This window comes from Rhodococcus sp. YH3-3 (genome assembly GCF_001653035.1).
GTDB lineage: Bacteria > Actinomycetota > Actinomycetes > Mycobacteriales > Mycobacteriaceae > Rhodococcus_F > Rhodococcus_F qingshengii.
This window is the reverse complement of sequence record NZ_BCWH01000001.1, coordinates 670,996-688,584: the sequence shown is the minus strand read 5'-3', so window position 1 is coordinate 688,584 and position 17,589 is coordinate 670,996. Positions and strand designations below refer to the sequence as shown.

Here is a 17,589-nt window from a genome sequence, read left to right as displayed (position 1 = left end):
TTCGGCCTGGTATCAGTTCCAGTACTGCTCCGTCAGCACTATGTGCCCCTCACTGGCGGGGTGATTCGGGTCGGAGACAAAGACATTGGCATGCCCACCACGCGCGGCTGCTTCACCGAGCACAGTTCCTTCGAGGGCGTCGACCTTGCCATCGGTAACAGTTATCGCGGAACCAGGCGCCAACCAGACCCCCCTCAGCGAACCTGGAACGATGTTCGCAATCGCATCAGGAATCGGGCTCGCCGCCAGCGCCGCCGTTTCGGCGTTCGAAAGCGAAAGTCCGATCCGGCCATGTTCCGGTTGCACGATCGGAGTTGCAGCAGATGCCATGCCGGCGCCGAGAACACCGAACAGGGCGATACCTGCGGTGAGAGTTCCGGCAGTGGCCAAGGTACGAATCTTCATGATTTCTCCTTTGTGGGCGTGATGAGTAACCACCCCTGGACGGGACGGATCGGGAATAGTCGCCAGCAGCGCTGACGACGGCTGCGTGGGTTAGAGCCAGGTGGGATCGGAGTACACGAACAATGTGTTGTCGGACGTCGCCGTCGACACCGAGAGTTGTGCGTACGAGCGGATCGTCACCGGCCCCATGCACGCATCAACCTTCACGTGCACGTTCTCTGCCGTGATCGACGCCTTCGACGACTCGAGATCCTTCTTCCCCAACGGAATCGTCGTGATCGTGCCCGGCGCAATCGTCGACTGAATACTCGGATTCACCGACGCATTCACACCCACGTTCGCCGACGGGACACCCGAAATACTCACACCGACAGACGGGCCGAGCGAAAAGCCAAGCCCCAAGCCAAGTCCGGAGGAGACATCGATCTGGCAGCCGATCTGCAATCCCTGCTCGACATAACCGGTCTTCACTGCCGAATCGCCCTGACCACCGATCGTGCCGGTCACCTTCGCCGACACGAACCCCTCACGAGTGAACGCCGTCGTCGCCAAATTCGGCACCGGATTCGCCGACAGTTTGGTGGCGGCAAGATCCAACGTCCAGCCGTCATCGGTGACCGTGCTCGCGAATTTGTCCGCCAACGCCGTCGGCGTTGCCGATGCGCTCCCTGCGAAGACCACCCCAGACGACAGTGTGGCAACCGCACACGCCGCGAGCCCCACTGCGGCCCTCGATCGACGATGGGATATGCCGTTTTGCGATTCGATCGACATGAACTGCTCCTCCACGTGACACAGCAACCAGAGCGGTAGCCGACAACTAACTGAATTAGTTACCGGACGGTACCAATCGTCCTGTTTGCCCGCCAGCGCGCCGATTCCGCCATCTTGGATTTAGGGTGAACTTTCGGTAACAGGTATATATCGACAGGCTTATCAGCAGCAAAAAGGACCTAGGTCCCGCTATGAGCAAGGTCACCGTTTACGGACGAGAAGATCCCTCAGGAACAGTGCGGCAAATCGAATTCAACCCGCATTTCGCGGGCCTCAGAGCAGCTGAAGGCAGAAAGTGCGGGCATCAGCCAGTGCGCGTACTTGAATATGTAACTAACAGGCATTACTTGGCAATCGATCGCAAATCAAGGCCGAGCGGGGCCTGGGAGCGCAACTCTGCACAGCTCACGCGGAGATACTCACTTCGTGGTCGGCGCGAACTCGTCGGACCCACCGGCATCGCATCGTTAGCTTGTCAATCACTGATTCGCGCAGGCGACGCACACAAGTAGTACGCAAGTACGAGAAAAGGCTCTGACCAAGACCGGAGTCCTTGATCAGAGCCTTACCAACTCGGGGTCGAAAGTTATGCCGGTTCTCTCATGATGCCGAGATGCCGTGCAGTCCCGGACACCCCAGGAACCTCTTGCACCGGAGACCAGGTGTTCAGCCCGTCCGTGCTGTCGGAGTAGAGATACTTTCCTTCGGTATAGGCGTCGAGATAGATCCGCCAGTCGCCGCTCGGCAACTGAACCACGGCCGGACCTTCGACAAGCGAACCCCAATTTCCGGGCGGGACAAACGAATAAGGTCCCGTCACCGAAGGAGCGACCGCATGCTCGACGACCTTCTTCGTCTCGTTCTTGGTGAACGCATGATAGGTCGATCCGACTTTGACCACGGTGGTGTCGATGTGGTCCGCACCGATCCCGGCGAGCGGAACAGGCGGGCTCCACAACCGGAGCGACGGTTCCAACGCCGTCATCAGATACGGCACAAATCCTCCACCGGTCGACATCGACAGGATGACGTTGACGCGATCGCCGTCCACAAACCATTCAGGCGCCCAGGCCTTGGTGACGAATGGTGACAGCGACGGTCCGTCGCTGAAACCGGCCGAACCCGAGAAGCCAGGGGGGCTCGCAGAACCGGTGCCATCTCCCGTACCAGGCATCAAGGCGCAGCAAAACGGAACCGGATAGTTCCCCAGCGGCGTCCAGTTGATGCGGTCGCTGCTGCGTGCAAACCCGATGTTCGCCCCACCACCCGTCGTGTAGGTGAGGTAGTACAACCCGTCCGTGTTCCGGAAGATGCTCGGATCACGCACGAGCCCAGATGGCGGCCTGTACGCCGACTGCTGGACGAGTTGAAAGCCGGTGCCGTCAGCCGACTCGTAGACATCCATGTCACGGTCGCTGGCATTGCTGAACGCCACCATTGTGTATTTCCAGTCAGGCGGCGGCGCGGCGCTGCTGGCAGGGGCTGCGACCAGCAACCCCGCGACGACGAGGATCACCAGCGATACAACCGAAAGGCCGGTCCGTTTTGTCGGAATCACCGATGAAGTATGTACGACAGCCGGCCCACCATGGGTAACTTCGGTCGGAGGCAGAGCAGGATCGTTACCTAAGTCGATTCGTCTTGTAGTGACGGCGGGACGGCGGCAGGTCGGCCGTTAGCATCACGCCATGGAACTTGGGGTGCATTTCGCGCTGTCAGACAGCGTGGCAGCGGAACTTCTGGACGCGCGCGGCGACGACGACAAACTCGGCGCTGTGGTCGAGGACATCGAGGAGACGGGCCGATCCGAATTCTCGTGCGACACGGACAAGGCGTGGGATCCGATCCTGTGCGCCCTCTCCAGCACGGGGTACGAGCGCGTGTCCGAGAACTGGCCGGCCTACGGCGTGATCTTGGGGGACGAAGACCTCAACACCGACACCGACGACCAACTCGTCACCTACCTGGCACCCGATCGGGTCGCCGAAGTCTCCTCGTACCTGGCGGAAATCACCGAATCCGAGTTCGGCGCGCGCTACGACGCGATGCCTCTCGACGACCGCAACCCGGAGTACGGTCCCGACGAGCGCCGGTACGCCTGGGGCTGGCTTCAGGAAGTGGCGGACTTTTTCCAGCGCGCGGCCCGAGAGAATCACCACGTGGTGTTCACGGTGCGGTTCTGACGCCCACCACCCAAGCAGTGTGACTTCCGAAACCGGTAAAGGGTCTGACCTGGAGAAGTCCTAGGTCAGAGCCTTTGCTTTTGACGGAAGCGGAGGGATTTGAACTCTTGCGCGTCCGCAGGCCGGGGATCGATTTTTGCCCTACCTGCGGTAATGGGTCAGGTGCGGTCACGCCGAATCACCCCCATTTTGTAGTAGGTGTGCTCATTTGTGCTCAGGGAACGCTCGACTACGGCTCGTTCCTTCCTCACCGTTCGATGTGGGATCCGACGTAGAACGTGACGACACCCGAGACATCCCTTCGGGCTAACGTGTGCCCTCATGATCGATTTTCTGAACTCGTCTGCTGGGATCTACCTGCTGTACTCACTGGCGGGCGTGTTCCAACTCTTCGGCATCGTGATCGTGGTGCGCGAGTTCCTGCGTGCGCGGCGTAACGACCAGTTGTTGCAGGGCAATCTTCAGGTGATTTGGAAGGTCTGGAATGAGATCGACGAGGATTCAGGCCCGCTTTCTGTCGAATACGCAGGCGGTGATGAAAGTTTCGCGGCGATGATCCGCCCCTCGGTCGAAACGGATATGCGAGTACGAAACGTCCGCCTGGCGCTCGAGCAAGTAATCGGACACAGAGAAGCGATGAAGGAGCCAAACAAATGGCTTGAGCGAGCGGGGCTACTGGGCCTCGTGCTCGGCATCATTCTCGGTCTGGCTGCGAGTCTCTTCTCAGTGACGTAGGTGAAACGGTCAAGGGTACGCGCTGAGTGAGTACCCTTTTCGCGCCACTGCGAAGAAGGGCGTGCGGTGAACGCACACCCTTTGTGAGATCCCGCAACGTTTCCCGGCGCCGGGAAGCGTTGGTGGGAGTCTTCGCCGATCGGCGAAGACTCAATGGGTGTCAGTACTACCGACACCCTTTTAGCTGATGTCGGCACAGCCGACATCAGGGTCTTGGGATCTGATCGCCAATCAGGCGTTGTTCACCTCAGCTTCTTTGACGACCTCGGCGCCCGTCCATTCATTGCGCCGGCGGATTTCGACTCCTCCGTCGAGGCTCACACCGATAGTGGTGAGACCGCGGTTCCCAGCGTTGGTGGCGATTGCATTGGTCAGAGGTTCGATGAGAGCTGTGAGTTGTGCGATTTTCGCAGCGTTGCGCGCGTCTGCCTCCGCGTCAAATTCGGTGAAGCCCGGTCCGCCGGCGAATTCACTGGGCAGCTCCAAGAGATGGAGGGCTTCGGTCGTTGCTGCATTGTCCCTGCTTCGAGGGCCATTGACGTGGACTCGTAGAACGATGAGGCTGCCACGGCGTCCCAAATCGTAGAAATCCGGCTGGACGTCGAACCTGACGGCCAGTGACGGCCGAACTACGGTGCCATCCAGAGTTTTGAGCCAGCAATTTTCGGTCATCGCGAGCCTCTCGTCTCAGCGTGGAGCTGACGAGCTCCACCTGACAGAGATTACTGTTCGCTATCGACATCCACTGCGGCGTGAGGCCCAGGTTCGACTGGGTCTGTTTTGCCGCACTCACTACTGATGAGGGCAGACCTGGCGATGAGGCATGCCAGACATACCCCATCCGCGACCTGACCGTGTTTCAAACACGGTCAGGTCTGCGAGGGTGTCCACGTCGACGGACGCCCTTTCCGATGACCGGTTACTGGTTCTCTCCCTCCTACGCGCTGAGCGGGCTCGCGCACGCGTTGCACACGACGCTGGGAGGCGTCAACGCCCAGGGATTTCGCAGTCTCGGCTCGGAAGTGGTCCGTACGGCCAGGCCCCAGCGATGCCAACGCCCCTTGGCTTGGGAACCTTCCGAACAAGGTGACCGTTCAGTTTGCACGGACCGATCCGCGTCCGCTGTCTCAACCGTTTCTAGGGGCTGTTAGTGAATCTCATCCCGATCCCACAATCCACCAATGTCCGAGCCGCTGGCTACGATCCGGCAACGAGCACTCTGGTTGTCGAATTCCGTCAGAATCGCCGCTACTCGTACGCTGACGTGCCCATTGCGCTGTTCCACGAGCTCACCGATGGGCATCCCCATCCTTGGACGCGAACCGGTCGGCGGATCAAGGCTCATGTCCCAACGCGAATCAATTAACTACCTCGGTAGTAGTGAAGCACCCCGACTCGTTTCTGAGGCGGGGTGCTTCCGTTGTGCGGCCTGAGTCAGGCTGCGGTGGCGATCTTCACGACGCCGAGCGGCTGATACACCGCCAGGTGGTAGCGGGACTCGACGCGGGCACGCATCAAGTTCTTCTCGAAGTTGTCGCCCGAGCTGTCCCACTTGAGTTCCACGTTCGCGTCAGTGTCGACGGCGAGTGCGGTCGGGTCGAGCAGCACTGCAGTCTTGGCCGGCAGTGCCGTGCAGATCGCAATGTTCACGCCCCAGAGGGTGCGCTTGGCACGATCAACCGGACCACCGAGTTCGAGACTGCCGGCTGAGTCGGTGCGGGCAAGCTCGAGCTTCTCCCAATCGGCAGGGCTGAGAACGAACGTGCCAGCGGTGTGGCCGATGCTCTCGACTGCGGTCACGGCCTTGCGACAGCGCATGCTCGGACACGCGTCGGCCGCGATGACCCTCGACACCTACGCGGACCTCTTCGACGACGATCTCGACGCCATTGGAATCTCACTGAATCAGGCACGTTCAGAGACGGGTGTGCTCAAAACGTGCTCAAAGAATGCGAACTAGTGGCTGACTTTGATCGAAAAAAGTCCCTCACCTGCATGAACAAGTGAGGGACTTTGGCGGAAGCGGAGGGATTTGAACCCCCGGTGGGTTTAACGCCACGCTCGCTTTCAAGGCGAGTGCATTCGGCCGCTCTGCCACGCTTCCGTGGGCGATCCTATCGGGTGTTCCCACGGACCGCGAAAACGGCTCCGACGTCAGCGCTCGCCGATGGCTTTGTCGACCTTCTCGAAGACGTCTGCCAGCACGTCCAGTTCCTGAGGAGTCAGCAGATCGACCAGATTGTTCCGCACGCCGGCCACGTGAGTAGGCGCTGCCTCGGCGAGGCGACGCCTACCCTCTTCCGTGATCCGCGCGAGCACGCCGCGACCATCTTCGACGCAAGTGTCGCGCACGACGATGCCCTGAGATTCCATCCGCCTGATCTGGTGCGTCAGGCGGCTGCGCGAAGACAGCACGCCGTCTGCCAGGTCACTCATCCGCAACGACCCGTCAGCTGACTCCGAGAGCATGACCAAAATGCGGTAATCGGCCAACGACAGGTCGTGTGAATCCTGCAGTTCGCGGTTGAGAACCTCCATGAGGCGCTGATTACCGTCCATGTAGCCGCGCCATGCACGCATCTCGCACGGCGTCAGCCACGGTGTCTCACCGTGCGCCGCCTGCGATGTCTCCTCGGTTGTCGCTTCAGCTGTCACAGGTTCCAAGTTTAGACCTGTGTCCGCCCGTCACAGTAAGACTCACCCTAAAGTCACGAATTGGACATGAGGATCGAGGAATCGATTTCGGCGACCGATGCCAGCCCCGCCAGCCCCATGGTGAGATCCAGGTCGGCCAGGAGACTGCGCAATGCATGACGCACTCCGTCCGCTCCGGCCAATCCCAACCCGTACACCCACGGCCGCCCGTACAGCACTGCGTCGGCACCCAAGGCCAGAGCCTTGATTACGTCTGCGCCACAACGAATTCCGGAGTCCATCAGGATGTTCACCTCATGCCCCACCGCATCAGCGACGGGACCGAGAGCATCGAGTGCCGAAATCGACCCGTCAACTTGACGCCCACCATGGTTGCTCACGACAATGCCGTTGGCGCCGGCTGCGACGGCCTCACGTGCGTCGTCGGGATGGACAATTCCCTTCACTGCGATCGGAAGTGTCGTCCACTGGCGAAGTTTCGCGATATCGGCAATCCGCACCGCATGATTGCCGAACAACGACACCCACGTGAGAACCGCGATCTGCAGCGCTTCTGCGCTCTCCTCGGGCGGCGTGGCCAGTTTGGCGCGGAACACCGGATCCGACAGGTAGTTGGCAATACCCTTCGCCTGCAGGAACGGAAGGTGACCGAGTTCGAGATCCCTTGGACGCCAACCCATACCGGGAGTGTCGGCAGTCAGGACGATAGCCTTCGCGCCCGCCGTCTCCGCTCGGCGGACAAACGACTCGGCAAGCTCGTCGTCGGCCGGCCAGTACAGCTGGTACCACCAGTTCTCGCCGGAGGCCGCCGCTACGTCTTCGATGGTCGAGGATGCCGCCGTCGAGAGAATCGATCCGATCCCCAACTCGGCAGTGACCGAACCGACCGCAACCTCGGCGTCGTCGTGGACCAAGCCGAGCACGCCCACCGGAGCCGTCAGGATCGGTGCAGCCAACCGCGTCCCCAACACCTCGACGCTCAGATCGCGTGCGTCCGGCGCCGCAGTCCCCCGCAACATCCGCGGCACGATCGCATGCTTGTCGAACGCACGCAGATTCGACTCCGCGGTTCGTTCGGTCGACGCGCTACCGGCGATGTACCCGAAGGCCTCCGGTGAGAGTTGCTCGCGCGCGGCATCTTCCAAGCCTGCCGCAGTCATCGGCAAAGCCGGCTTCGCGCCGCTCAGTCCCGTCAGATAAATCTCGTTCTGCATGTTCCCGAAGTAAGTCACGTCCGCGACGGTAGCGGCAAAACACCCGTCAGCGGGGAGATTCGCTAGCGTCGTATCCATGTACGCCATAACGATCGATCAGCCCGGCGGTCCCGAGGTCATGAAATGGGCGCAGCAGCCCGATCCTGAACTACCTCGCGGGCACGTACTCGTCGAGGTCGCCGCGACCGCAGTCAACCGCGCCGACCTGCTCCAACGTCAAGGCTTCTACCCGCCGCCGCCCGGCGCGAGTGACATTCTCGGCCTCGAATGCTCGGGTGTGATCACCGAACTCGGCGAAGACGTCACGGGTTGGTCCGTCGGCGACGAAGTCTGCGCACTGCTGGCCGGCGGCGGTTACGCCGAGAAGGTCGCGGTCCCGGCAACACAACTTCTCCCGGTTCCCGCGGGCGTCGATCTCCGTGTCGCAGCGTCTCTGCCGGAAGTTGCGTGCACGGTGTGGTCGAACGTCGTGATGCGCGGCGGCCTACGACGCGGACAGGTACTACTCGTCCATGGCGGTGGCGGCGGAATCGGCACCCACGCCATCCAGGTCGGCAAAGCCCTCGGCGCCCGCGTCGCAGTTACCGCGGGTTCGGAGGACAAATTGAACCGCTGCCGCGAATTGGGCGCGGATATTCTCATCAACTATCGCGACAGCGACTTCGTAGCATCACTCGCCGAAGCCACCGACAACCATGGCGCCGACGTGGTTCTGGACAACATGGGAGCGTCGTACCTCGGGCGCAACGTCGACGCACTCGCCATGGACGGCCACGTCGTGATCATCGGAATGCAGGGTGGCCGCAAGGGCGAAGTCGACATCGCCAAGCTGATGGGAAAGCGCGGAAACATCACGTCGACGGGCCTGCGCGGGCGTCCGCTCACCGGCCCAGGCGGTAAAGCGGACATCGTCGCCGACGTCCGTGCGAAGTTGTGGCCGTTGATCGCAGACGGATCGGTTCAACCGATCGTGTCGACCGAACTTCCGATCACCGAGGCGCCATTAGCCCATCAGTTGCTGGATTCGCCGGAAACCGTAGGCAAGGTCATCCTCACCGTGAAGTGAGCCGAGCGGGATCGATCAGCCCAGGGCGCCGAGTTCGGCGACCAGCTGATTGATCTCGTACCGCGTCGTGTACGGCGCAAGGCCGACGGTGACCGCGCCGCCCTCGTCGTTGACACCGAGGGCGTCGAGCAGCCTGGAACCACCATGCGTACCGCTGACCGTTGCGATGCGCTTGTCGGCCAGGTGCGCGGCGACCTTGTCTGCCGCCATGCCCTCGAGCGTGAAGCTGAGCGTCGGCACCCGCGTGGGTGCGCCGCCGATCACCATCACGTTGGGCAGGGCTGCGAGAGAACGCATGAGGTGATCGAACAGACCGTCCTGATAGTCCTGTAGCGAGCTGATCGAGGTTTCGAGGCGCTCACGCCTGGTTCCCGTTGCCGATTCGTCCAACCCGGCCAGGAAATCGATCGACGACGTGAGACCGGACAGCAGCGCGAACTGATGACCGCCCACCTCGAGTCGCTCGGCGCCACGCGCGTACGGGTTGAGCGACACGGCCGGAATTCGGTCGAGCAGTCCGGGATCGCGGAAGACGAGTGCGCCCACCTGCGGACCGCCCCACGACGGCGCGCTGACGGCAACGATGTCCGCCCCGAGATCAGCCATGTCCACATGCGCATATGGCGCTGCACCGACGGCGTCGACCACCATCAGTCCGCCGAATTCGTGCAGACGATCAGCTGCGGCGCGGACGTTCGGAGCCGAACCGACGACCGGTGATGCTGCCGTCAAGGCCACCAATCGAGTGGTCGAGGTGATGAGATCGTTGAACTGCCAACTCGGGAGCTCACACGTTTCGATTTCGACCTCTGCCCATCGCACCTGAGCGCCGTAGCGACTGGCCACACGAAGCCAGGGCGCGACGTTCGCCTCTTCGTCGAGGCGCGAGAGTACGAGACCGGTTCCGAGGCCCAACCGCGAACTGAGCGACTCAGCGAGCCAAGCCAACAACACCGCTCGGTCTGATCCGAGAACGACTCCCGCAGGATCTCCGCCGACCAGATCCGCGACCGCGGTGCGCGCACTCTCGAGAATGGCAGCACTACGACGGTTCGAGACGTGGCGACCGGAGGAAGAAGATGCAGAGGCACGGAACGCGGTGGAGACCGTCCGCGAGACGGCGTCCGGGATCTGCATTCCGGCCTGCGGATCGAGGTGGATCCAGCCGTCACCGAGTGAGGGAATCAACCCCCGTACGCGGGCAACGTCGTAAGCCATGCTCGACACTCTAGGTGCAGACGCCCGCTTAGTCGAAGGCAGTCACCCAATTACCCGTCAGTACAGTTATTCGATAGCTAACTTTTTGGGGGTTACGCGGCGTTTGTCGCCCACACACGACAAGATGGAAGCATGACGAACCCCGACAAAGAGCAGGTACTCGTTATCGGACCCGACGGTCGACCCGTCGCAATGCCGGCGGCCGAGGCAGAGGCCTCCACATCCGGCACCACCGAAGGCGCGGAATCCGAAGCCGAGTCCGTCGCCGAGATGGTCGAGCAGCCGGCCAAGGTCATGCGAATCGGCACGATGATCAAACAACTCTTGGAAGAAGTGCGCGCCGCGCCGCTCGACGACGCCAGCCGCAAGCGCCTCAAGGACATCCACACCTCGTCCATCCGAGAACTGGAACAAGGCCTGGCACCCGAACTCCGTGAAGAACTCGAGCGACTGAGCCTCCCGTTCACCGACGACTCCATTCCCTCCGACGCCGAACTGCGAATCGCGCAGGCCCAACTCGTCGGCTGGCTCGAAGGACTGTTCCACGGAATTCAAACCGCACTGTTCGCGCAGCAGATGGCAGCGCGCGCCCAGCTCGAACAAATGCGGCAGGGCGCACTGCCTCCCGGCATGAGCATCGGGGCTCCGCATTCGCCTGCCCATCCGGACCAACAGAGCCCGGGAACCGGCCAGTATCTGTAACCCGGACCACCACGAAGTCCGCGGGAAAACCGGCTCCGACGCCAGGCCGGTAGGCTCGACCTCCGTGTCAGCATCCGCAATCGAATCCGAGACGCCGGACGCACCCGCGCCCGTGTCCGACTCCCAGACGTTCCGTCGTGCGTTCAAAGACCTTCGCGACGGTCTGAATCAGCGTGAGTTGTGGCTCAGCCTCGGCTGGCAGGACATCAAACAGCGCTACCGCCGGTCGGTGATCGGACCGTTCTGGATCACGATCGCCACCGGCGTTCAGGCCGCCGCGATGGGTCTTCTGTACTCCGCGTTGCTGAACATTCCGCTCAAGGAGTTCCTGCCGTACGTCACGGTCGGGCTGATCGTGTGGAACCTGATCAGTGCAAGCATTCTCGAAGGTTCCGAGGTCTTCATCGCCAACGAGGGCCTGATCAAGCAGTTGCCGTCGGCGTTGAGTGTGCACGTATATCGCCTGGTTTGGCGTCAGGTGCTGTTCTTCGCGCACAACTTCGCGATCTACATAGTTCTTCTGTTCGCGTTCAGTATCTGGCAGAACATGAGCTGGACGGCGCTCGCGGCAATACCGGCATTCGTGCTGATCGTCGCGAACACGCTGTGGGTCTCGATCGTCTTCGGTATCTTCTCCACCCGGTACCGCGACATCGCCCCCATCCTCGGCAGCCTCACCCTGCTGCTGTTCGTGCTGACGCCGATCATGTGGACAACTCAGGCCCTCAAGGACCAGGGTGGGCAAGCCATGGAACGGGTCCGGCTCGCCGAACTCAATCCGCTGTACCACTACCTCGAGATCATCCGAGCACCACTCATCGGGGCCGACCAGCAGGCATACCACTGGTACATCGTCATCGCCTTCACCGTCGTCGGCTGGGCCGTCGCGATTCTGGCACTCCGCAAGTACCGGGCACGCGTGCCCTACTGGGTCTAGAGGAAACACATGAGTCAGCCAGTCAGCATCCACACGCAGAACGCGTGCGTCGACTTCCCGATCTTCGACGCGAAATCCCGCTCGCTCAAGAAGGCCTTCCTCGGCAAGGCCGGAGGATCCATCGGCCGCAACGACTCCGATGTCGTCGTCGTCGAAGCGCTCCGCGACATCACGATGACGCTCAAGGAAGGCGACCGCATCGGGCTCGTCGGCCACAACGGCGCCGGCAAATCCACCCTGCTGCGCCTGCTCTCCGGAATCTACGAACCGACCCGGGGATCCGCCAGCATTCGCGGACGCGTCGCACCCGTCTTCGACCTCGGTGTCGGCATGGACCCGGAAATCTCCGGGTACGAGAACATCATCATCCGCGGCCTGTTCCTTGGTCAGACCCGCAAGCAGATGCTCGCGAAGATGGACGAGATCGCCGAATTCACCGAACTCGGTGAATACCTCTCCATGCCGCTGCGTACCTACTCCACCGGTATGCGCGTTCGCGTTGCCATGGGCGTCGTGACCAGTATCGATCCTGAGATCTTGCTTCTCGACGAGGGCATCGGTGCCGTCGACGCGGAATTCATGAAGAAGGCCCGCATCCGGCTGCAGAAGCTGGTGGAACGCTCCGGCATCCTGGTATTCGCCAGCCACTCCAACGAATTCCTCGCTCAGCTGTGCAACAGTGCGATGTGGATCGACCACGGCCAGATCCGCATGCAAGGCGACATCGAAGACGTCGTGCGCGCCTACGAAGGTGACGACGCCGCCGAACATGTGCGCCACGTGATCAAGGAAATGGAACGGGAGAACACCCCGTGAGCGCACCCGAGAAAATCATCGGGGTCGTCGTCACTCACAAGCGTCGTGAACTGCTGGCTGAATCCTTGAAGGTTCTCAGCACCCAGTCGCGTCCGCTCGATCATCTGGTTGTCGTCGACAATGCCGACGAAGCCGATGTGAAAGAGCTCGTCGACAACGCTCCACTGCCGACCAGTTACATCGGTTCTCAGCACAACCTCGGAGGTGCCGGAGGATTTGCTCTTGGCATTCTCTACGCGCTTTCACTCGGCGCCGACCGCGTCTGGCTCGCCGACGACGACGGCCGCCCGGACGGCCCCGAAGTCCTGGAAACACTGCTCGACTGTGCAATTCGGAACGACCTGGCCGAGGTCTCCCCCGTCGTCTGCGACATCGACGACCCCGACCGCCTTGCTTTCCCACTGCGGCGCGGCACGTCGTGGCGCCGGTTGCGTTCCGAGCTCGGCGACGAGGATCTCCTGCCAGGCATCGCGTCTCTCTTCAACGGCGCACTGTTCACAGCCGACGCGATCGATGCCGTCGGAGTTCCGGATCTACGCCTGTTCGTCCGCGGCGACGAGGTCGAGGTACACCGTCGCCTCGTGCGCTCCGGCCTGAAGTTCGGTACCTGCCTGCAAACTGCCTACGTCCACCCCAACGGCGCGGACGAGTTCAAGCCGATCCTCGGCGGACGCATGCACACGCAGTACCCCGACAACGACACGAAGCGCTACTTCACGTACCGCAACCGTGGATACATCCTCTCCCAACCGGGAATGCGGAAACTGCTTCCGCAGGAATGGGTTCGGTTCGGCTGGTACTTCCTGATCACACGCCGCGATCCGGCCGGACTGCGCGAGTGGATGCGATTGCGCAAGCTCGGCCGGGAAGAGAAGTTCGAACGTCCGAGTTAAGTCGGCCGCCCCGAGTTAAATCAGTTGCACAGTCGCGACCGCGGCTGAGACGATTCTGATCCGACGCATGGTGCGTCCTGAGATTTTCGAGGAGTGAGTATTGATGACTGTCGTGTTCCGCAGTTTCAGCGCCGTCAAAATTCACACTTCTTCGCACTCGAGGACACACTCACCATGTCGGAAAACAGCACGCCCCTGACCGAATACGGTTGGAACGCAACACTCTCGAACACATTCACTGACCTGGCCCCACCGGACTCCGCACCCGGGCGCATTCTTCGCGTCGACCGCGGCCGATGCGACGTGGCCGTCGCCGAAGGCACAGTTCGCGCACTCAGCGGCAGCGATCCACTCTGTACGGGTGACTGGGTCGCCGTGGCCGAGTTACGGGACTCACGCGAACCCGAGATGCACACGGTCACTTCGATACTCCCTCGATCAAGCAGCATCGTTCGATCCTCGGCATCCGGAAAATCGGAAGGCCAGATTCTGGCGGCCAATGTCGACACCGTCGTCATCGCCACGGCTTCGGACGGCGACGTCGATCTCGGGCGCATCGAGCGACTACTCGCACTCGCCTGGGAAAGTGGTGCAACCCCTGTCGTCGCACTCACCAAATCGGATGCAGCTCACTATATCTCCGACACTCTCGCCGAGGTCACTGCCATTGCGCCCGGCGCAACAGTGCTGGCCGTCAGTGCCGAGACCAACGAAGGAATGGATGTACTCGATGCAGTTCTGGACGGCACCGTGGCGATACTCGGTCCATCAGGCGCCGGTAAGTCGACGCTCGCGAACGTCCTCCTCGCGGACACCACAGACGCCGATCGACTCGAGACCGGTCGCGTTCGGACCGGTGACGGAAAGGGACGCCACACCACCGTCACCAGAGAGTTGATCTCATTCTCCGGCGGCCGGACACTGATCGACACACCCGGCCTGCGAGGGGTCGGCATGTGGAACGCGGCGGAGGGGATCGAGAAGACGTTCCCCGAGATCGAGGAGCTGATTGCAGAGTGCCGGTTCTCCGATTGCGCACACAACTCCGAGCCGGGATGCGCAGTCCTGAGCGCACTCGGGCGTGGCGATATCGATGAGCGGAGGCTCGCGAGCTACCGGAAACTACAGCGAGAGAATGCATGGAACGCCGCGCGAAGCGATGCTCGTCTGCAGGCAGAGAGGACGCGGGAGATCAAGGTGATCTCCCGCCAACTCAAGAGTCACTACCGCGGTCGGGACCGGTAGCGAACAAAGCCTGGCAGCATGGGGGTGATCCCGACGAGAGGTTGCCATGTTCGAGCAGTTCCGTTCCAGCGCCAGAACCAAGCTTCAGCGTGCGGTATCCGAGGTGGTCGAGGCCGCCGACCGGCGCAACGCAGATCGCACGCAACAGATCCTCGACGCGCTGGCACTCTCACGTGACGAACTGGCCGAGGCCCGCGGTGACATCGCGGGCCTCCGGTCCAGGATCGACGAGCTGGAATTTCGCCAGCGTCGGGATCTGGCCTACGCCGTGGATCTGGAAGCGACAGCGTCGACTGCCGAGTTCATCCTCGAACACCTTCGCGTCGCGGAGACATTCGGCCACCCGCACGACACGCTGCGCCACGCATTGGGCTTGATCGAAATACCCGGCATGGCACTCGAATTCGGCGTCGCCAGCGGAACCACACTCAGGATCGTCGCGGAGGCTTTCACCGAACGCGAGGGGACCGTCGCAGGTTTCGACGTGTTCTCCGGCCTTCCGGAGACCTGGCGCACCGGGTTCCCGGTCGGCGAGTTCGCTCAGGAATCCATCCCCGAAGTGCCTGGAGCGCAACTTGTTCCGGGCCTCTTCGAGGACACCTTGCCCTCGTTCCTGAACGACGAATCCGGCCCCGTTGCGTTCCTGCACCTCGACGCCGACCTTTACTCGTCCACCAAGACCGTGCTCGATCTGCTCGGCGACCGACTGGTACCCGGGTCGATCGTCGTCTTCGACGAGTTCTTCAACTATCCCGGGTGGCAGCAGCACGAGTACCGGGCGTGGACGGAGTTCGTCACACGCACCGGCATCTCGTTCGAATATCTCGGGTACACCGTCGACAACGAGCAGGTCATCGCCAAGATAGTGCGTTGAGGCTCACTTTTCGTACAGACGGGCCCAGTTCTCGCGGCTGGTGAGCTGCGGGAACTCACGAGCGAATGCTTCAGCCACACTTGGCGCTTCGGCGAGGAACCGCTTCATGACGCCGGCGAGGCGACCGCTCATCTCGGCGGCCTTCTCGCTGTCGAAGCGGCGTTCACGCACGCCTCCCTGCGAAGCATCGGTGACGAAGACGTGATCGAAACGTCCGACGTGCCACCACTGCGCATCTTCGTACGAGATCGCCACCGGACCCCGCTCCAGATGATTGCGCGCCTGCATCACAGCGCGTTTCGCCAAAACGAGGTCTGTCCACAAACCGGGTTTCGGGCTGGGCGCAACGCGACGGATCGGCAGCCTCCCCGGCAACTCCGACGCCGGGCGAGTTACCGTCTCGGGGAAGCGCTTACGTTCCTGGTTGATCGCGGCAAGCGCCTCCTGCCCACCGTCCGCCAAACCTTCCGGCCCCTCGAGGAATCCCTCGATCGCCCGGAGTTGCGTGTGTGCAAGGCCGTACTGCAACCCGACGATCGAATGCGAAATGTCGCGAGAGAGTTGCTTCGCGAGCGTTTTGGGCGCGAACCCCGGGTCGAGCGAAGCGGTGATGAGTCCGTTGCGCGTACTGAAGTAGTGCGCAAAACCGTCGACGTCCTTCCAATAGAAGTCCGCATGCCAGACAGCAGCCGACGGCAACGTGATGGTGGGAATCCCGGCCCGCCCAGCCCGCAAGCTGTACTCGACGTCGTCCCACTGGAAGAAGACCGGCAGTGGCAAGCCGATCCGCTCGATGGCTTCAGCAGGGATCAGGCAAGACCACCAGCCGTTGTATTCGGCGTCCACGCGACGTTCCGGCAGCTTCTCGAGCACACTCCGGTTGCGAACACCGTGTTCGTCGGTCGGCACACCACGCTGCAGGGTGCCCAGATCGACGCGTTCACCCGAAGCCAACAGGAAGTCGGGGTTGAACAGAAAGAGCATCTGGGCGCCGATCAAAGCCGGCTCCGTCGTCATGTTCGCGAACGCACTCAGTCGAAGAACCGATTCGGGCTCGCACAGAATGTCATCGTCCATCAAGATCACGTCGGCGTGCGGTCCGGCCGCCGAAGCCTCGTACAGGCCCCGGGTGAACCCGCCGGCACCACCCAGATTCGCCTGCCGCAGATATTGCAACCGCGAACCGAACTTCTTCGACACTTCCTGGAACAGCTCACGGCTCTCTACCGGATCCGTTCCCTGATCGACGACGTACAGAGCGTCGAGCAACGCGAGTACACGCTCGTCGGACGCGAGGGCCTCGACCGTGCGCGCACAGTCGTCCGCACGATTGAACGTGCAGATCGCCACGGCTACCGGGCGAATCGACTCCGGCGAGACGACAGTCCATTCCACATCGTCGACCACTGCGCCGCCACCCTGCGCTTCGAACTGCAGCCACAGTGCCCCGCCGTCGACGAAAGTATCGAGCGGGGCGGTCATGGACACTCGCTCGTCGCCGGTCACGACGACGTTCGTCACGATACGACGGTGGCCACCGATGTCCGAGGCCTGGATCTGGATGCGGCAAGCGGTATCGGCCACGACATGTGCAGTGACGGTGACCTCGGTGACATTGGTCCAGCGCTGCCAGTAGCTGGCCGGAAAACGACCGAAGAAGGTATTGGTGTGCGCGACCGCGCCCGGCTGAAGCCGCAACTCGAACCGCGATCGCGTCGACATACCGACCTTGGTCACCGCATACAGTTCGTCACTGGCGACGGGCGAAGTTCCGGTGAACAACGTCCGCTGCGCCAGCAGTCGATCCGACGTCGCGCTGCGTTCGATCAACTCGACTCCGGAATCGGACTGGTCATCGGTCGTGTTCACGGT

At 62.1% G+C, this 17,589-nt stretch carries 19 protein-coding genes and 1 tRNA gene; 10 read left to right on the top strand and 10 right to left on the bottom strand.

Translation table 11 applies throughout. The features are described from left to right. Window positions 1-12 precede the first annotated feature (12 nt). The 3 genes from YH3_RS03230 to YH3_RS03220 all read right to left on the bottom strand — a co-directional run bounded on the left by YH3_RS03230 (window position 13) and on the right by YH3_RS03220 (window position 2,617). Window positions 13-405 carry a hypothetical protein gene (locus YH3_RS03230; protein WP_007731744.1) on the bottom strand — a complete coding sequence of 131 codons (393 nt, stop codon included), beginning with the start codon at window positions 403-405 and terminating at the stop codon, window positions 13-15. A gap of 90 nt (window positions 406-495) precedes the next feature. Next, window positions 496-1,179, bottom strand: a complete 684-nt coding sequence (locus YH3_RS03225; protein ID WP_007731745.1) for an MspA family porin — start codon at window positions 1,177-1,179, stop codon at window positions 496-498. Window positions 1,180-1,765: 586 nt separating this feature from the next. After that, window positions 1,766-2,617 (bottom strand): glycoside hydrolase family 43 protein, encoded by an 852-nt coding sequence (locus YH3_RS03220; protein ID WP_223257880.1) that lies wholly within the window; start codon window positions 2,615-2,617, stop codon window positions 1,766-1,768. A 250-nt stretch (window positions 2,618-2,867) separates the two neighbouring features. On the opposite strand from YH3_RS03220, the gene YH3_RS03215 reads away from it, so the two are divergent. Both YH3_RS03215 and YH3_RS03210 read left to right on the top strand, forming a co-directional pair. After that, a complete protein-coding gene (locus tag YH3_RS03215) occupies window positions 2,868-3,362 on the top strand; it encodes a YfbM family protein (RefSeq protein WP_064442977.1) in 495 nt (164 codons plus the stop codon). Window positions 3,363-3,683: 321 nt separating this feature from the next. Further along, window positions 3,684-4,097, top strand: a complete 414-nt coding sequence (locus YH3_RS03210) for a hypothetical protein (RefSeq protein WP_007731749.1) — start codon at window positions 3,684-3,686, stop codon at window positions 4,095-4,097. Between the two features lie 231 nt (window positions 4,098-4,328). Here the strand turns inward: YH3_RS03210 and YH3_RS03205 are convergent, their stop codons facing one another. Then, window positions 4,329-4,769: a hypothetical protein gene (locus YH3_RS03205; protein ID WP_007731752.1), complete on the bottom strand. Its 441-nt coding sequence runs from the start codon at window positions 4,767-4,769 to the stop codon at window positions 4,329-4,331. 478 nt (window positions 4,770-5,247) lie between these two features. Between YH3_RS03205 and YH3_RS37260 the strand changes: the two genes are divergently transcribed. Continuing rightward, window positions 5,248-5,463: a KTSC domain-containing protein gene (locus tag YH3_RS37260; RefSeq protein WP_054827089.1), complete on the top strand. Its 216-nt coding sequence runs from the start codon at window positions 5,248-5,250 to the stop codon at window positions 5,461-5,463. A gap of 68 nt (window positions 5,464-5,531) precedes the next feature. Here the strand turns inward: YH3_RS37260 and YH3_RS03195 are convergent, their stop codons facing one another. The 4 genes from YH3_RS03195 to YH3_RS03180 all read right to left on the bottom strand — a co-directional run bounded on the left by YH3_RS03195 (window position 5,532) and on the right by YH3_RS03180 (window position 8,044). Beyond that, window positions 5,532-5,951, bottom strand: a complete 420-nt coding sequence (locus YH3_RS03195) for a phage major capsid protein (protein ID WP_156511698.1) — start codon at window positions 5,949-5,951, stop codon at window positions 5,532-5,534. Between the two features lie 160 nt (window positions 5,952-6,111). Continuing rightward, a tRNA-Ser gene (locus YH3_RS03190) sits at window positions 6,112-6,201 on the bottom strand. Between the two features lie 50 nt (window positions 6,202-6,251). Continuing rightward, window positions 6,252-6,677 carry a MarR family winged helix-turn-helix transcriptional regulator gene (locus tag YH3_RS03185; RefSeq protein ID WP_020968140.1) on the bottom strand — a complete coding sequence of 142 codons (426 nt, stop codon included), beginning with the start codon at window positions 6,675-6,677 and terminating at the stop codon, window positions 6,252-6,254. A gap of 128 nt (window positions 6,678-6,805) precedes the next feature. After that, complete coding sequence (locus tag YH3_RS03180) at window positions 6,806-8,044, bottom strand: lactate 2-monooxygenase (protein ID WP_052027919.1); 1,239 nt, start codon at window positions 8,042-8,044, stop codon at window positions 6,806-6,808. Between YH3_RS03180 and YH3_RS03175 the strand changes: the two genes are divergently transcribed. Then, window positions 8,043-9,032, top strand: a complete 990-nt coding sequence (locus YH3_RS03175) for an NAD(P)H-quinone oxidoreductase (RefSeq protein ID WP_007731765.1) — start codon at window positions 8,043-8,045, stop codon at window positions 9,030-9,032. The two genes, YH3_RS03180 and YH3_RS03175, sit on opposite strands and share 2 nt — an antisense overlap. 15 nt (window positions 9,033-9,047) lie before the next feature. Here the strand turns inward: YH3_RS03175 and YH3_RS03170 are convergent, their stop codons facing one another. Then, complete coding sequence (locus YH3_RS03170) at window positions 9,048-10,250, bottom strand: cysteine desulfurase-like protein (RefSeq protein ID WP_007731767.1); 1,203 nt, start codon at window positions 10,248-10,250, stop codon at window positions 9,048-9,050. A gap of 132 nt (window positions 10,251-10,382) precedes the next feature. Here YH3_RS03170 and YH3_RS03165 point away from each other — a divergent pair, with 132 nt between their 5' ends. The 6 genes from YH3_RS03165 to YH3_RS03140 all read left to right on the top strand — a co-directional run bounded on the left by YH3_RS03165 (window position 10,383) and on the right by YH3_RS03140 (window position 15,717). Beyond that, window positions 10,383-10,952: a bacterial proteasome activator family protein gene (locus YH3_RS03165; protein ID WP_003943894.1), complete on the top strand. Its 570-nt coding sequence runs from the start codon at window positions 10,383-10,385 to the stop codon at window positions 10,950-10,952. Between the two features lie 64 nt (window positions 10,953-11,016). Then, window positions 11,017-11,889, top strand: a complete 873-nt coding sequence (locus tag YH3_RS03160) for an ABC transporter permease (protein WP_064442976.1) — start codon at window positions 11,017-11,019, stop codon at window positions 11,887-11,889. 9 nt (window positions 11,890-11,898) lie between these two features. Continuing rightward, on the top strand, window positions 11,899-12,705 hold the full coding sequence (locus tag YH3_RS03155) for an ABC transporter ATP-binding protein (RefSeq protein ID WP_007731776.1): 807 nt from the start codon (window positions 11,899-11,901) through the stop codon (window positions 12,703-12,705). Then, on the top strand, window positions 12,702-13,598 hold the full coding sequence (locus YH3_RS03150; RefSeq protein ID WP_054188649.1) for a glycosyltransferase: 897 nt from the start codon (window positions 12,702-12,704) through the stop codon (window positions 13,596-13,598). The genes YH3_RS03155 and YH3_RS03150 overlap by 4 nt, the downstream gene beginning before the upstream one ends. 174 nt (window positions 13,599-13,772) lie before the next feature. Further along, window positions 13,773-14,843, top strand: coding sequence for a ribosome small subunit-dependent GTPase A (gene rsgA / locus YH3_RS03145; RefSeq protein ID WP_064443461.1), 1,071 nt, complete (start codon window positions 13,773-13,775; stop codon window positions 14,841-14,843). A 46-nt stretch (window positions 14,844-14,889) separates the two neighbouring features. After that, on the top strand, window positions 14,890-15,717 hold the full coding sequence (locus YH3_RS03140) for a TylF/MycF/NovP-related O-methyltransferase (RefSeq protein WP_019746442.1): 828 nt from the start codon (window positions 14,890-14,892) through the stop codon (window positions 15,715-15,717). A 3-nt stretch (window positions 15,718-15,720) separates the two neighbouring features. Here the strand turns inward: YH3_RS03140 and YH3_RS03135 are convergent, their stop codons facing one another. Then, entirely contained in the window at window positions 15,721-17,586 is a 1,866-nt protein-coding gene (locus YH3_RS03135) for a glycosyltransferase (protein WP_024487670.1), read from the bottom strand. Between the last annotated feature and the right edge of the window lie 3 nt (window positions 17,587-17,589).

What these genes read in the sequence shown, in the direction of transcription:
- YH3_RS03230 (WP_007731744.1), bottom strand. Translation starts at nt 405, where the DNA reads ATGAAGATTCGTACCTTGGCCACTGCCGGAACTCTCACCGCAGGTATC.
- YH3_RS03225 (WP_007731745.1), bottom strand. Translation starts at nt 1,179, where the DNA reads ATGTCGATCGAATCGCAAAACGGCATATCCCATCGTCGATCGAGGGCC.
- YH3_RS03220 (WP_223257880.1), bottom strand. Translation starts at nt 2,617, where the DNA reads ATGGTGGCGTTCAGCAATGCCAGCGACCGTGACATGGATGTCTACGAG.
- YH3_RS03215 (WP_064442977.1), top strand. Translation starts at nt 2,868, where the DNA reads ATGGAACTTGGGGTGCATTTCGCGCTGTCAGACAGCGTGGCAGCGGAA.
- YH3_RS03210 (WP_007731749.1), top strand. Translation starts at nt 3,684, where the DNA reads ATGATCGATTTTCTGAACTCGTCTGCTGGGATCTACCTGCTGTACTCA.
- YH3_RS03205 (WP_007731752.1), bottom strand. Translation starts at nt 4,769, where the DNA reads ATGACCGAAAATTGCTGGCTCAAAACTCTGGATGGCACCGTAGTTCGG.
- YH3_RS03185 (WP_020968140.1), bottom strand. Translation starts at nt 6,677, where the DNA reads ATGCGTGCATGGCGCGGCTACATGGACGGTAATCAGCGCCTCATGGAG.
- YH3_RS03175 (WP_007731765.1), top strand. Translation starts at nt 8,043, where the DNA reads ATGTACGCCATAACGATCGATCAGCCCGGCGGTCCCGAGGTCATGAAA.
- YH3_RS03180 (WP_052027919.1), bottom strand. Translation starts at nt 8,044, where the DNA reads ATGGATACGACGCTAGCGAATCTCCCCGCTGACGGGTGTTTTGCCGCT.
- YH3_RS03170 (WP_007731767.1), bottom strand. Translation starts at nt 10,250, where the DNA reads ATGGCTTACGACGTTGCCCGCGTACGGGGGTTGATTCCCTCACTCGGT.
- YH3_RS03165 (WP_003943894.1), top strand. Translation starts at nt 10,383, where the DNA reads ATGACGAACCCCGACAAAGAGCAGGTACTCGTTATCGGACCCGACGGT.
- YH3_RS03155 (WP_007731776.1), top strand. Translation starts at nt 11,899, where the DNA reads ATGAGTCAGCCAGTCAGCATCCACACGCAGAACGCGTGCGTCGACTTC.
- rsgA (WP_064443461.1), top strand. Translation starts at nt 13,773, where the DNA reads ATGTCGGAAAACAGCACGCCCCTGACCGAATACGGTTGGAACGCAACA.
- YH3_RS03140 (WP_019746442.1), top strand. Translation starts at nt 14,890, where the DNA reads ATGTTCGAGCAGTTCCGTTCCAGCGCCAGAACCAAGCTTCAGCGTGCG.